Source organism: Sphingobacterium sp. UT-1RO-CII-1, assembly GCF_026711005.1.
Classification (GTDB): Bacteria; Bacteroidota; Bacteroidia; order Sphingobacteriales; family Sphingobacteriaceae; genus Sphingobacterium.
The window spans coordinates 554,158-567,865 of sequence record NZ_JAPPVJ010000001.1 but is presented as its reverse complement, the minus strand read 5'-3'; the positions used below and the strand labels follow the sequence as shown (position 1 = coordinate 567,865).

General features: G+C 37.1%; 14 protein-coding genes. 6 read left to right on the top strand and 8 right to left on the bottom strand.

Features of this window, described 5'->3' with window-relative positions; translation table 11 throughout:
* Nucleotides 1-36 precede the first annotated feature (36 nt).
* From ORI89_RS02290 to ORI89_RS02270, 5 genes are all read left to right on the top strand, one after another.
* Nucleotides 37-1,209, top strand: coding sequence for an acetyl-CoA C-acyltransferase (locus tag ORI89_RS02290; RefSeq protein WP_268228804.1), 1,173 nt, complete (start codon nt 37-39; stop codon nt 1,207-1,209).
* 75 nt (nt 1,210-1,284) lie between these two features.
* Nucleotides 1,285-3,063 (top strand): acyl-CoA dehydrogenase family protein, encoded by a 1,779-nt coding sequence (locus ORI89_RS02285; protein ID WP_268228803.1) that lies wholly within the window; start codon nt 1,285-1,287, stop codon nt 3,061-3,063.
* Nucleotides 3,064-3,177: 114 nt separating this feature from the next.
* Entirely contained in the window at nt 3,178-4,104 is a 927-nt protein-coding gene (locus ORI89_RS02280; protein WP_268228802.1) for a TIGR01777 family oxidoreductase, read from the top strand.
* 63 nt (nt 4,105-4,167) lie between these two features.
* The gene (locus tag ORI89_RS02275; protein ID WP_268228801.1) at nt 4,168-4,713 is read left to right on the top strand and encodes an RNA polymerase sigma factor; all 546 of its coding nucleotides are present in this window, start codon (nt 4,168-4,170) and stop codon (nt 4,711-4,713) included.
* Nucleotides 4,706-5,347, top strand: coding sequence for a hypothetical protein (locus ORI89_RS02270; RefSeq protein ID WP_268228800.1), 642 nt, complete (start codon nt 4,706-4,708; stop codon nt 5,345-5,347). The genes ORI89_RS02275 and ORI89_RS02270 overlap by 8 nt, the downstream gene beginning before the upstream one ends.
* 61 nt (nt 5,348-5,408) lie before the next feature.
* On the opposite strand, the gene ORI89_RS02265 is transcribed toward ORI89_RS02270, so the two are convergent.
* From ORI89_RS02265 to ORI89_RS02245, 5 genes are all read right to left on the bottom strand, one after another.
* The gene (locus ORI89_RS02265; RefSeq protein WP_268228799.1) at nt 5,409-5,972 is read right to left on the bottom strand and encodes a nitroreductase family protein; all 564 of its coding nucleotides are present in this window, start codon (nt 5,970-5,972) and stop codon (nt 5,409-5,411) included.
* 121 nt (nt 5,973-6,093) lie between these two features.
* Entirely contained in the window at nt 6,094-7,350 is a 1,257-nt protein-coding gene (gene pepT / locus ORI89_RS02260) for a peptidase T (protein ID WP_268228798.1), read from the bottom strand.
* A gap of 370 nt (nt 7,351-7,720) precedes the next feature.
* Nucleotides 7,721-8,479 carry a glycerophosphodiester phosphodiesterase family protein gene (locus ORI89_RS02255; RefSeq protein ID WP_268228797.1) on the bottom strand — a complete coding sequence of 253 codons (759 nt, stop codon included), beginning with the start codon at nt 8,477-8,479 and terminating at the stop codon, nt 7,721-7,723.
* Between the two features lie 160 nt (nt 8,480-8,639).
* Nucleotides 8,640-9,281, bottom strand: coding sequence for an HD domain-containing protein (locus ORI89_RS02250; RefSeq protein WP_268228796.1), 642 nt, complete (start codon nt 9,279-9,281; stop codon nt 8,640-8,642).
* A gap of 5 nt (nt 9,282-9,286) precedes the next feature.
* Nucleotides 9,287-10,450: a THUMP domain-containing class I SAM-dependent RNA methyltransferase gene (locus ORI89_RS02245; protein WP_268229123.1), complete on the bottom strand. Its 1,164-nt coding sequence runs from the start codon at nt 10,448-10,450 to the stop codon at nt 9,287-9,289.
* 69 nt (nt 10,451-10,519) lie between these two features.
* On the opposite strand from ORI89_RS02245, the gene ORI89_RS02240 reads away from it, so the two are divergent.
* Nucleotides 10,520-10,894 (top strand): DUF3127 domain-containing protein, encoded by a 375-nt coding sequence (locus ORI89_RS02240; protein ID WP_268228795.1) that lies wholly within the window; start codon nt 10,520-10,522, stop codon nt 10,892-10,894.
* Between the two features lie 66 nt (nt 10,895-10,960).
* Here the strand turns inward: ORI89_RS02240 and ORI89_RS02235 are convergent, their stop codons facing one another.
* From ORI89_RS02235 to ORI89_RS02225, 3 genes are all read right to left on the bottom strand, one after another.
* A complete protein-coding gene (locus ORI89_RS02235) occupies nt 10,961-11,392 on the bottom strand; it encodes a fumarate hydratase (protein WP_268228794.1) in 432 nt (143 codons plus the stop codon).
* Nucleotides 11,393-11,495: 103 nt separating this feature from the next.
* The gene (gene fumC / locus ORI89_RS02230; RefSeq protein ID WP_268228793.1) at nt 11,496-12,893 is read right to left on the bottom strand and encodes a class II fumarate hydratase; all 1,398 of its coding nucleotides are present in this window, start codon (nt 12,891-12,893) and stop codon (nt 11,496-11,498) included.
* Nucleotides 12,894-13,005: 112 nt separating this feature from the next.
* A complete protein-coding gene (locus ORI89_RS02225) occupies nt 13,006-13,575 on the bottom strand; it encodes a hypothetical protein (protein WP_268228792.1) in 570 nt (189 codons plus the stop codon).
* Nucleotides 13,576-13,708 lie beyond the last annotated feature (133 nt).

Genomic DNA, 13,708 nt, shown 5'->3' with positions numbered 1-13,708 from the left:
AGAACAGTTGAAAATTCACAATTAATTAGACGTAAAATGGAAGCATATATTATAGCAGGATATAGAACAGCAGTAGGGAAAGCGCCAAGAGGTAGTTTTCGCTTTATGCGTGCTGATGATTTAGCTGCAGATGTTATAAAACAACTTGTGGGCAGTGTGCCAAATTTAGATGTAGAGCAAATAGACGATGTTATCGTCGGTAACGCAATGCCTGAAGCGGAGCAAGGTTTAAATGTTGGTAGACTAATTTCCTTAATGGGGCTCGGAACAGATAAAGTTCCTGGAGTTACAGTAAATAGGTATTGTGCCTCGGGTTTAGAAACAATCGCAACAGCAGTAGCAAAAATCAAATCAGGAATGGCAGACTGTATTATTGCTGGTGGCGTGGAGGTTATGTCCGGAATGCCATTTGGAGGGTGGAAGATCGTTCCAAACCCAGTGGTAGCAAGAGAAAACCCTGATTGGTATTGGGGAATGGGGCTTACAGCAGAAGCTGTAGCAAAAGAATTTAATGTCTCTCGTGAAGATCAAGACGCCTTTGCTTTAAAATCTCATCAAAAAGCAATAGCTGCTCAAGAAAACGGACATTTAAGTGCCGGAGTAGTGCCAATAACAGTGACAGAAAAATACATTAAAGATGATAAAATATCCTCTCGCAATTATGTTGTCGATAAGGATGAAGGACCGCGAGCAGACTCATCTTTAGAGGCATTAGGGCGTTTACGCCCTGTATTTGCTGCTGACGGTTGTGTAACTGCAGGGAACTCATCACAGACTTCAGACGGAGCTGCATTTGTATTAGTTGTCTCAGAGAAAAAAATGAAAGAATTACAGGCCAAACCTATTGCTCGCTTAGTAAGCTATGCTGTAGCAGGGGTGCCGCCCAGAATTATGGGAATAGGACCAGTAGTAGCTATACCTAAGGCGCTTGAAATGGCAGGCTTGAAAAAGGAAGACATTGACCTATTTGAATTAAATGAGGCTTTTGCATCTCAATCCATAGCTGTTATTCGTGAACTCGGGTTGGATGAAACTAAGGTTAATATTAATGGTGGCGCAATTGCCTTGGGGCACCCTTTGGGCTGCACAGGCGCTAAATTGACTGTCCAGGTATTACATGATTTACAGCGACGTAAAGAGAGGTACGGCATGGTAACGATGTGTGTAGGAACTGGTCAGGGAGCTGCAGGAATATTTGAAATATTATAATGTTAAAAAGGTAATTGTAAACTAATTTTTGGACAGTGTTTTAACAAAAAACAGAACACGATAAAACTAAAAGCTATGAGTAATACGATAAAAGGTGGTGAATTTGTAATTCGTGAAACATCCTATAAAGATATTTTTATACCCGAAGAGTTTGATGAAGAGGCAAGAATGATTAAGCAAACTTGTTTAGACTTTTTAGATACAGAAGTATTAAACAAGTTGGATCGTATTGATGGGCAAGAAGAGGGGTTAATGGTAAGCTTGATGGATAAAGCCGGCGAATTAGGAATGTTAGGTGTATCGATACCAGAGCAATATGGAGGTTTTGGTAAGAATTTTAACACGTCTATGCTAGTCGCTGATGCAGTAGGTGGAGGCTTTTCTTTTGCGGTAGCTCTTTCGGCTCATACAGGTATAGGAACGCTTCCTATTTTATATTATGGATCTGATGCCCAAAAAGAAAAGTATATTCCTAAGTTAACCACTGGCGAATGGAAGGCTGCTTATTGTCTAACAGAACCTAATGCTGGGTCGGATGCAAACTCTGGTAGGACAGCTGCTACTTTGAATGCGGATGGAACTCATTATCTAATTAATGGGCAGAAAATGTGGATCACAAATGCTGGCTTCGCAGATATATTTATCGTCTTTGCAAAAGTTGATGACGATGATAAGTTAACTGCATTTATTGTGGAGCGTGAATTCGGTGGTATCACGATGAACCCTGAAGAGGAGAAATTGGGTATTAAGGGATCGTCTACACGTCAGGTATTTTTTAATGACTGCCCTGTGCCAATTGAAAATATGCTTTCGGAACGTCAAAATGGATTTAAAATAGCCGTAAATATTTTGAATATCGGACGGATAAAGTTAGGGGCAGCTACAATTGGTTCTGGACGTTCTGTAATTACACAGGCGGTTAAATACGCAAACGAGCGTGTGCAATTTAATTTGCCTATAGCTAAGTTTGGAGCAATTCGATACAAATTGGCCGAAATGGCAGTACGTCTGTACGCTAACGAATCAGCAACCTACCGTGCCGGGCAGAATATCGATGATACGTACGATGCCTTAGTTGCAGGAGGAATGGGCGAAGCACAAGCCAAGCTTAAATCCGTTGAACAATTTGCGATTGAATGTGCGATTATCAAAGTATGGTGTTCTGAAATGCTGGATTATGTAGTGGATGAGGGAGTGCAAATTTATGGAGGAATGGGGTATTCTGCAGACGCTCCAATGGAAAGAGCTTACCGTGACGCACGAATTAATCGTATTTTTGAAGGTACTAACGAGGTGAACAGGCTCTTGGTTGTTGATATGTTATTGAAGAGAGCTATGAAGGGCGAGCTAGATCTGATGGGACCAGCAACAGCTGTTGCAAATGAATTGATGGCAATACCTGATTTTGGGGAAGAAGATAATAATTTGTTTGCTGCAGAGAAAAAAACTGTTGCTAATCTGAAAAAAGCGGGATTACTGGTAGCAGGGGCAGCTGTGCAGAAATTAATGATGTCTCTTGCGAAGGAAGAAGAAATATTGATGAATATAGCTGATGTAATGGGGTATATATATGTTGCTGAATCTGCCTTATTACGAGCAGAAAAAGTATATCATACAACAGGGGAAGATGCTGCATCATTACCTATCGATATGGCTAGGGTTTATTTGCATACTACGGTAGATAAGGTATATGCTGCCGCTAAAGAAGCTTTATATTCTTTTGGTGAGGGGGACGAACTGAAAATGATGTTAGTAGGTTTGAGACGTTTTACAAAGGTTGAACCTTATAATGTAAAAGAGGCAAGGCAGCGTATTGCTAAAAAAATGATTGATGAAAATAGATACTGTTTCTAAGAGTTGATTTTTGATATCATATAAAAAAGGGCTTGTATTGAAAAACACAGCCCTTTTTTCATCTGTTTAAATTATTAAATTAGAGAAGTAAGCACGCATTTATAGTACAAAAAAATGAAAAAAATTATACTGGCAGGAGGAACTGGTAATTTGGGACGTTTATTAACTGATTCTTTTTTATCTGCAGGCTATCATGTTATCGTGTTAACACGACAACATATTGTTTCTAAAAAAACTCAATTAACCTATGTGCAATGGGATGGAGAAACTTTAGGAGACTGGTGCGATTACTTAGAAGGGGGGGATGTATTAATTAATATGTGTGGCGAAAGTATAAATACCCGCTTTACAGAAAATAATCGGGTAAAATTGAAAAATTCACGTTATTTACCAACCCTAATTTTAGGGGCTGCACTCGAGAAATTAACCATAGCTCCTAGTGCTTGGATAAACTTCTCAGGCATATCTATTTTTGAAGGTGCACAAGAACTTCAAGATGAAGGGAGTCTGTATCAGGGTGAAAGTTTCCTATCACAGCTTGTTGTCGAATGGGAACGACTGTTCTGGGAGCGAAACTTAAAGAATGTTAGGCGTGTTGTTTTAAGGTTGAGTCCTGTTTTAGACGAAACGTCAGGAATGTTTGCAGAGTTGTATTCTTTAGCGAAAAAAGGCTTAGGAGGACAGGTCGGAGATGGAAAACAATACATTAGTTGGATTCATAAACATGACCTGCTTCGCTTGGTTTCTTTTATTATAGATAACCCTACTACTAATTCTGTTTTTCATGCTTGTAGTCCACACCCTGTGAGAAACAAAGAATTTATGAAAGTATTGCGTAAACAGGTAGGTTGTAAATTGGGTTTGCCTCTTCCCTCATTTTTAGCAAAAATAGGGGCATATATAAAAGGGGTAGATGCGAGTTTGCTCCTGGAAACTAATTCAGTTACAACTAAAACAACAGTGGATGCAGGATTTAGTTTTAAATACCCTCATTTGGACTTAGCATTGAAACAATTAATCTTGGCTGTTAATAAAGCTTAGCCTGAATTTTGTGGATTTTCTAAGGGAAAAGCATCATATATTAAAGGGAGATAAAATACATTCATGACAGACCAAGAGCTTTTAGTAAGGTACCGTACAACCGGCGATTTAGAAGTGTTAGGGGAATTATATACTCCTTATATGTCACTATTATATGGAGTCTGCAACAAGTACTTAAAAGATCAACAAGCCAGTGAGGATGCTGTAATGCAGATATTTGAACAGTTAATAGTTAAACTTAGAACGCATGAAGTAGATAATTTTAAGAGTTGGTTATATGTAGTAGGAAGGAACTTTTGCTTGATGGAATTACGGAAACAGAAGGGAAAGCAATTTGTTGAATTCGATACTCATATTTTAGAAAATGAATGGGGCGCTGAAGATGAAAGCTTGAAGAAATGGGATGAGCATGATTTTAAAAATATGGAAAAATGTTTGTCTGAATTGAATGTCAACCAGGCCTCCTGTGTTGAACTCTTTTACTTAAAGGAAATGTGCTATAAAGATATTGCAGATACAATAGGCCTTGATTTAAAACAGGTGAAAAGCTATATACAAAATGGAAAACGGAATTTGAAAAATTGTATGGAAAGGAGGCAAAATGGATAATCATTATCAATTATTAAGAATACATAATTACATTAATGGTTTGATGAGTAGCGAAGATATGCACCTCTTTGAGCGAGAGGCTTTGAACGATCCTTTTTTACAAGATGCTATTGACGGGTATACGTTGCAGCATGGCGTTAATAAAAAACATTTAAGTTTACTACAACAGCGTTTACAAAAACGAGTTGTTGCACATGAAAGCCTTAAAAATAAGCAATACTTCAGTTGGCAAAGATTAACAATAGGAGCTTTGTCCGCAGTTCTCTTTATTAGTGTTTGTATATTGTTTCTTATCCGTTACCTGCCTAAAAATCAGGGAAATCACGTTACACAGGTGGAGTTAATGAAAGGGTTTGATGCTTCTTTTAGAATAAAACCGCTAAAAGGCTCAAATGCAGAACCTATTATTGGTTGGGAAAAATTTGAAGAGTACCTATCGCTACAAATTTTTACTACAGAAGAAGATCGTACTTTTGTTATTTATTTTGATATTGATCAAGCTGGTCAAGTGCAAAATTTAAGGATGGAAGATCCTGTGGTAGATACAATGTTAGAGGAATTAACAGCTATATTTAAAGGTGGAACGAAATGGAAAGGAGAAAAAGGTATTTTACAACTGTCTGTTTTCCCTTAAGAAAATATGGGATAGTATGTTAGCTTTTAACTTTACTATCCCAAAAACTATAGAAGGTATTTTACCCTTCCCAACGAACTTTTTCTTCAATAGGGCTACGTACGGGGTCACGAACTTCACTATTATGGTGGCCCATATAAAAGATACCTATACATTTTTGATTATCTTCCAGTGAAAGAAATGGACCCAAATGGTTTATGAGGCCGGGAGAAGCCCAGTATCCCCCCAAACCGATAGCGTGTGCAGCAAGCCAAATGTTTTGTACAGAACATGCAGTAGCAGCTAATTCTTCCCACTCAGGAACATCACCACTATAATTTACAATAATAGCTATAGCAACTGTAGACATTGTTGCTTTTTTACCCATGTTTTCTTCAGTAATAGCGTTGTACTTTTCAGAAGGGGTAATTGCTTTATAGATTCGGCTTAGCTCATTGCCTAAGCGGTTCAGGCCATCATTTTGGAAAACCACAAATCGCCACGGTTGTGTTCTTTTATGTGTAGGTGCAGCATTTGCAGCTTCTAGAACACTTAATAAGTCTTCTTTTGAAATAGGCTCATTCGTAAACGAATTTTGATTAACCGATCTTCTTGTGCGAATTGTTTTTAATATTTCGTTTGGCATGTTTTTTAATTGTTGTTGTACTAAATTTTTTTTTGCTAGCATTTGTAAAATAAGTAAAAAACAAATGGTTTCTTACCTTTTAATACCATGTGACTAAGTTTTGACAACGTTGGTGCTTATATTATGAACGCTCTTCCCATAGATTGACAATATGTAATATTGTTTTAACAGCGCTTTCCATATCTTGACGGCTTACCCATTCCATTTTGCCATGAAAGGCATGTCCTCCAGCAAATACATTTGGACATGGGAGACCCATGAAAGATAAACGAGAGCCGTCGGTTCCACCACGTATACTACGACGCTCTGGAATTAAACCCACTCTATGTATCGCTTCAAGGCCCACTTCCATAATTTCAGGGTGTTTGTCAAGAACTTCTTTCATATTACGATATTGCTCCGTGACTTGAAAGTCGTATTTCGCACCAGGGTATTTTGCAATAACTGACTCAATAATAGATTTTAAAGTAGCTTGATGCTCAGTAAGTTTAGTAGTGTCATGATCTCTAATGATAAAATTAACTTTAGCTTTTTCTACTTGGCCCTGAATGTCATTAGCATGTATAAACCCTTCTTTTTTTTCCGTAGTTTCCGGCGATAGCTTATCTTTTGGCAGCTTTGTTATAATATCAGAAACTATTTTTAAAGCATTGATCATTTTACCTTTCGCAAATCCTGGATGTACAGAAACTCCATGCACAGTGAGTTGCGCTGCATTAGCAGAAAATGTTTCATCCTCAATTGTTCCCGCTTTTTCTCCATCCATCGTATAGCCAAAATCTGCACCAAGCTTTTTGATGTCAACATAATCAACCCCGCGGCCAATTTCTTCATCAGGAGTGAATAAAATTTTTATATCTCCGTGTTTTATATCAGGAGTCTGCATAAGTATCCGGGCAGCTTCCATTATTTCGGCAACACCTGCTTTATCGTCTGCCCCTAATAGGGTAGTTCCGCTAGCGGTAATGATATCATTACCTATTTGATCTTTTAAATCGAGATGATCGTTAAATCTGATAACTACTGAGGGATCATCTGGAAGCACGATATCTTGACCTTGATAATTTTTATGGACTATGGGTTTAACATTACTACCTGAACAGTCTGGAGAGGTGTCCACATGTGAACAAAAACATACAACAGGTACTTTTTTATCTGTGTTCGAAGGAATAGTTGCATAAACATAGCCATGTTCGTCAAGGTGGGCGTCTTTAATGCCCATTTCCAAAAGTTCAGCAACGAGTATTCGGCTTAAGTCTTTTTGTTTTTCTGTAGATGGGAAAGAGGTAGATTGAGGGTCCGATTCGGTATCTATTTGAACATATCGTAGAAAGCGATCAGCTACTTCAAATTCTGTTATATTGTTTATAATCTGCATACTTTTCTTGTGAAAATATTGTATTGTTAACTTTTCTGATTCAAAAATAGTGATTTATTTTTTTCTTTGTTGAATCTGAAAGATCCATGTTTGAAAAACATAAACATCAACAGTGGAGAAACAGTATGCCCACGGACAAAAATAAAATCACGTATAATAAAAAGAGATTCTATACAATGAATAAAATGTTATAACTGTAAACAAATAAAGCCTGCTAATTAATTTAAAGTTAGCAGGCTTTAAAAGCTCGTTTTACCAATAAATATGTCCTTAGGCGAATGCTGAAACTTACTGTAGTAATATTCTGGATGCTTATGGTATTGATAATCAGAAGTGTGTTAAAATAGTGGTTTTATTGATAGTTGCTTTCCTATTTTAATAGCGAGTTAAGAAGCTCTGGTTCATCTGTAGTGATATAATCTATTTTATGATCTATAAAATAACGCATATCCTCTTCGCTATTTACAGTCCATACATTAGTTTTTAACTTTAAGCTTTTTGCGTCATTAATCCATGTTGGATTTTTTTTGTATACATTATAATGGTAATCTAAACCATTTAAGTTAGCTTGCTTTAAGTCGCTTGGTGATTTATCGCCATTTAGGTAATGTATTTTTGCTTTTTTGTCGAGCTCGCGTATTTTTAGACAAGCGTCATAATGGAAAGCTATATATTCAACTTGTTTTTTTGCTTTTAGTTTATCAACTAATTGTACACTTAACTTCGCAGCTTCTAATGTCCTTTCCGTACTTAATCGATTTGTTTTTAATTCATAAATAAGCTTAGTCTTCTTTTGCTTTAACCCTTCCAAAATATACTCTTCAGCTGTAGGGATAGATTCCCCATTGGGGTGTTTGATCGCTAATAACTCGTTATAAGTTGATGTGGCAATATCTAGTCCGTAAAAGTCATTGTCATGATTTACGACCAAAATATTGTCTTTTGTTAAGTGCACATCAAATTCTGACCCCCATGCTTTTTGCTTGATAGCATGCTGTAGCGAGGCTAATGAGTTTTGCGGCACTTGTGTGTTTTTCCATGAACCTCTATGAGCAATCATTTTTGGTTGTGCAAAAGATGCTATACTTGTAAGGCAAATAATAGCAAGTAAAAAAGCGTTTTTTTTCATAGTTATACTTTTTTAATATTTATTTCTTTCATAAAATGGCAGTCTTACACCTACATGATGTTAGCGAAAAGTAGATAAAAGATAAAATAAGGTTTTTCGTTTGCATCAGTGGTTGATCTGTACAACGAAGGTAGGTATTTAGGATTAAGAGAATGTTAAATTACAGCTTTCCTTCCCATTCATCATGAAATTGTTGCAGAAAGGTAAGCATATGTTGGTGTCGGCCCGATGCTATTTTTTTTCCTGTTTGTGTATTCATTTTATCTTTTAGTAATAAAAGCTTTTCGTAAAAATGATTTATGGTAGGAGCTGTTGTGTTTTTATATTCTTCCTTGGACATATTATAGGCAACTGGAATAGTGGGGTTGTGGATTTCTCGGTTTTTAAAACCTCCGTAATTAAAAGCCCGAGCTATTCCAATAGCTCCAATAGCGTCCAAGCGGTCTGCATCTTGTACAATTTCAAGTTCTTTCGAATGAAAAGTGACGTCCCCCAATGAAGCTTTAAAAGACATGTTAAGAATAATCTGTTGAACATGATTAATGCGCTCTTCATCAAGACCGATAGTTCTCAAAAACTCTCCTGCTATGCGGGGACCTAATGATTCATCTCCATTATTAAATTTACTATCCGCTATGTCATGTAGTAAAGCAGTAAGTTCACAAACTAGGTGATCAGCCTCTTCGCTTTGTAAAATTAATTTGGTGTTGTGCCAAACGCGCTGAATATGCCACCAATCGTGACCAGATTCAGCTCCGTTTAATTTCTCTTGTACAAAAGATACTGTCTTTTCAATGAACATAAGTTTTATTTACTTTCTTTACTTCCTTCATACAATTCATATTGTAAAAGTCTACAGTCTAGTTTGCCATTAAAGAATTCAATTCTCCGGGATGCACGTAAACCTATTTTTTTTGCAAGATCTGGATTCCCTGTAAATATATATCCTCTGTAACCTCTGCATTTCTGTTTCATAAAGTCTCCAATGCGTTTGTAAGTGGCTTCTAAGGTGTTGTGTACACCGAGACGCTCGCCATATTCAGGGTTAAACATGATAACGCCATTCTCTTCAGGCACTGTTGTCTTTTCAAAGTCACAGACTTCAAATTGGATAATATGTTCTACTCCTGCAGTTCTGGCATTTAACCGGGCAATTTCGACAGCTTCAGCCGAAATGTCTGACGCAATAATAACAGGTAGGTTCTTTTTGTCCGTAACTTCTTTCAAAATCCGTCTTTCTTCAAAAAAAACTTCTTCGTTGTAACCTATAAAATGCATAAAAGAATAGTTCATGCGTTGTAGCCCTGGTTTTCTATTTTGTGCAATTAGTGCTGCTTCAATTGCCAGCGTGCCGGAACCACACATCGGGTTTATGAAAGGTGTTTTCTTATCCCAGCCAGTAGCGAAAATTGTCGAGGAAGCTAGTGCCTCCAACATGGGTGCTTTTCCGGGATGTTTCCTATAGCTGTGCTTTGCCAGTGTTTCGCCAGAGGTGTCTAAAAATATTTCAGCACGTTCCTCTATCCAATGTAAGTGTACAACACATTTATGGCTGTCTGGACCGCTGTCCGGACGTAAGCCCTTCTTTGCTTTTATACGGTCAACAATAGCATCCTTTACTTTCACATTTGCAAATAATGGTGTTGTAATTGTTTCATTATGAACATTGGATGTTACAGTGAAGTAGCTGTCAAAAGGAATGATTTCTTCCCATGCAATATCAACTAGGTTATTGTAGAGTTCTTCCGGATCTCTTGCTCTAAACGACTTGAGTTCATACAATACTTGACTGGCTGTTCGTAGATGTAAATTAAGTTTAATACAGTCATTTACTGATGCATGGAGCTCCAGCCCTGTGTTAAACGAACGGACGACATTGAATCCTAAATCAACTACTTCTTGCTCCAAGTATGGCGAAAGACGTCTGTTACAAGTTAGGATCACTTTACTAGCGGTGTTGAAAACTTCTATCATATTTTTGCAAAGTTACTTATTCCTATTAGTAAAAAATGCTTAATTTTACAGTTTAATATTTTTGATATGGAAATAAGAGGAAAAGTTCATGAGATAGGTGCGACTCAACAAGTGACGGAGTCTTTTAAAAAAAGAGATCTTATTGTAGCGTATGCTGAAAATCCACAATTTGTCGAGTATATTCGTTTCGAAGCTACTCAAGATCGGGTAAGCATATTTGACAATTTGGCGGTGGGCGAGGAGGTTGAGGTATCATTCAATCTTCGTGGACGTCCTTGGACCAATAAAGAAGGAATTACAACGTACTTTAATTCGTTAGTCGCTTGGAGAGTTACGAAGTTAGCTTCTACAGCTCAAGGAGCTGCAACACCTGGTTATGCAGATATGCCACCGGTTGACATCTCGTCATCAGGTGCGGATGATGATGACTTGCCGTTCTAGTAATTTAAAAAATAAAGAAGCCTCGTTTTAATATTAAAACGAGGCTTCTTTATTTTTAGTCATAGCTTATTCCCACCGTTTTTTAGGTTCGCAAGCTATATCTTGAGTTTTGCGTAATACAATAGGTCTTTGATCATACCTACTTTCTAATACAAGCGAATCTTTATTATGAAAGGCAATGCGGTATCTTGGCAGGTAAGTGCCTGATCGGTAACAGCCCGATGCTTTGTACTTGCCGTTAGGTTTTGCAAATATTCCCTCTCCAATCATACTATCGCCCCGCACCACGTATACAGCTTGTGCGTATTCTTTCCAATTGCCATTTTGGTAACAGCTATCTGCAATTCGTTTTGTTTTTGAATATACATCCATAGTCGTATACACCGAGTCGCAAACGAATTTAAACTCATGTAACGTATAGTCTATCATAGATCCTTGCTGAGGAATACTATCTTGTTTCCACACTCCCTGCAAATAACTAGCACCTTCTGATTGCATTTCTGAGTGTCTCACACAACTCACTAGTTGGACTAAAAATAGTATACCTAAAGCTAACTTTAGGTATCTATTTAGTGTTATATATCTTTTATTTATCACTTAATTACTTTAAGGATCCAACCATATCTTCTGGCTTAACCCACTCGTCAAATTGCTCTGCCGTTACATAACCTAATGCAATAGCAGTCTCCTTAAGTGTTGAATTGTTTTTATGTGCAGTTTGTGCTATCTCTGCAGCTTTGTAATAGCCTATTTTAGTGTTAAGTGCAGTAACTAACATTAAAGAATTGTCAACAAGTTCTTTGATGCGGCTATAATTAGGTTCAATACCTGAAGCACAATGCTCATCAAATGAGATACAAGCATCGCCAAGGAGTCTTGCTGATTCTAAAAAGTTAGCAGCCATCATCGGTTTGAAAACATTTAACTCATAGTGTCCTTGTGTCCCACCTATAGTGATAGCAACATCATTTCCCATAACCTGTGCAGCAACCATGGTTAGGGCTTCACATTGTGTAGGGTTAACTTTGCCAGGCATAATTGAAGAACCTGGTTCATTTTCTGGGATTATGATCTCCCCAATTCCAGAACGTGGACCAGAAGCGAGCATGCGAATGTCATTTGCAATCTTATTTAAGGATACAGCAAGTTGCTTTAAAGCTCCATGTGTTTCAACTATGGCGTCATGAGCTGCCAATGCTTCAAACTTATTTTCAGCTGTAATAAATGGATGGCCTGTAAACTGAGCGATATATTTTGCGACAGTTATGTCATAACCGTTTGGTGTATTTAACCCTGTCCCAACGGCGGTGCCACCTAGCGCTAATTCGGATAAATGACTCAACGTGTTTTTTACTGCTTTGATACCATGGTTTAGTTGAGCGACATAGCCCGATAGTTCTTGACCTAAAGTTAATGGTGTAGCATCCATTAAATGTGTACGCCCAATCTTAACTACGTTCATGAATTCGTCTGATTTTCTCTTCAACGTATCCCTTAGTTGTTCAACACCAGGTATTGTTACTTCCACAACGGCTTTATAAGCTGCAATATGCATGCCTGTCGGATATGTGTCGTTTGAAGATTGCGATTTGTTCACATCGTCATTTGCCTTTAACACAGGTTCGCCTTCGCCTATTTTGCCGCCATTTAAGACTTGTGCCCGATTAGCAATTACTTCGTTAACATTCATGTTAGACTGAGTACCTGAGCCTGTTTGCCAGATAACTAAAGGAAATTGGTCGTCTAATTTTCCTGATAAAATTTCATCACAAACGCTAGCAATAGCATCACGCTTTTCAATAGGAAGCGCACCTAATTCATGATTGGCATATGCAGCAGCTTTCTTTAAATAAGCAAAACCTTCTATAATTTCTTTTGGCATAGAAGCAGCAGGTCCAATTTTAAAATTATTACGCGAACGTTCAGTTTGTGCGCCCCAGTATTTGTCGGAGGGTACCTGAACTTCACCCATTGTATCTTTTTCTATTCTGAATGACATATGTTTAACGTATTAGTTTTAAATAAACAAAGTTAATGAAAATTCTGTATAAGAGCTGATAAAAACCTGTGCAGAAACAACTTTAGCGATAGTTCAAAGAAATACGAAGTGGTTATATTCCTAATCTATTGTTTATTCTTTTTTCCATATGATGAAAAAGCTGTTGAGGTTTAATCGTTCTCCAAGGGAAGTTATCCAGATCGCCACCAAAATTAATGTAGTAATCTAAACCAAAATCTTTAAATTCCGAAACTACATGATCTCGAAAGTTAAGAGCGATTATCCAACCGTCTCCTATATCATCATACCATTCTTCATAATAAGAGTCATCGGACCCATGATAATTTAAAACATTCTCACCAATTAATAAGAATTTTGATATACCTTCTTGTATAAGCATATCGATTACTTCGCGTTTTAATAGCATAATATCGTTGTAAATGGCATCGTTCCATTCCCCGATAAGCTCTATGATAGTAAACCCCTTATTATAGCATGTATATATTATTTTAAGATAAAGAGTCTGTGAGCCAAATTCATCCCATTGGGGATGTAAAAGGAAGTTATAAACTTTCTTATCATATTCAAATTCACTGTATATTTCTCCATAAAATGGAGAACGTTCATCATCAGCAGCAACATAATAATCCCGCCAATTATAGTAAGGTTCTAATTCGTGCAAAACAAATAAGTATTTAAAAGGAAAAATTACGAAAATATTATGATTTTTAAAGTATTTGGATTATATTTTGATTTAAAACAATCTTAAATTTAGCATCACTTGATTTACGAAACTATTGTAACTTTGCAAGTGA

Excerpts from the sequence above, each read along its gene's own strand:
- ORI89_RS02290 (WP_268228804.1), top strand. The coding sequence starts at position 37 with ATGGAAGCATATATTATAGCAGGATATAGAACAGCAGTAGGGAAAGCG.
- ORI89_RS02285 (WP_268228803.1), top strand. The coding sequence starts at position 1,285 with ATGAGTAATACGATAAAAGGTGGTGAATTTGTAATTCGTGAAACATCC.
- ORI89_RS02280 (WP_268228802.1), top strand. The coding sequence starts at position 3,178 with ATGAAAAAAATTATACTGGCAGGAGGAACTGGTAATTTGGGACGTTTA.
- ORI89_RS02275 (WP_268228801.1), top strand. The coding sequence starts at position 4,168 with ATGACAGACCAAGAGCTTTTAGTAAGGTACCGTACAACCGGCGATTTA.
- ORI89_RS02270 (WP_268228800.1), top strand. The coding sequence starts at position 4,706 with ATGGATAATCATTATCAATTATTAAGAATACATAATTACATTAATGGT.
- ORI89_RS02265 (WP_268228799.1), bottom strand. The coding sequence starts at position 5,972 with ATGCCAAACGAAATATTAAAAACAATTCGCACAAGAAGATCGGTTAAT.
- pepT (WP_268228798.1), bottom strand. The coding sequence starts at position 7,350 with ATGCAGATTATAAACAATATAACAGAATTTGAAGTAGCTGATCGCTTT.
- ORI89_RS02255 (WP_268228797.1), bottom strand. The coding sequence starts at position 8,479 with ATGAAAAAAAACGCTTTTTTACTTGCTATTATTTGCCTTACAAGTATA.
- ORI89_RS02250 (WP_268228796.1), bottom strand. The coding sequence starts at position 9,281 with ATGTTCATTGAAAAGACAGTATCTTTTGTACAAGAGAAATTAAACGGA.
- ORI89_RS02240 (WP_268228795.1), top strand. The coding sequence starts at position 10,520 with ATGGAAATAAGAGGAAAAGTTCATGAGATAGGTGCGACTCAACAAGTG.
- ORI89_RS02235 (WP_268228794.1), bottom strand. The coding sequence starts at position 11,392 with ATGCAATCAGAAGGTGCTAGTTATTTGCAGGGAGTGTGGAAACAAGAT.
- fumC (WP_268228793.1), bottom strand. The coding sequence starts at position 12,893 with ATGTCATTCAGAATAGAAAAAGATACAATGGGTGAAGTTCAGGTACCC.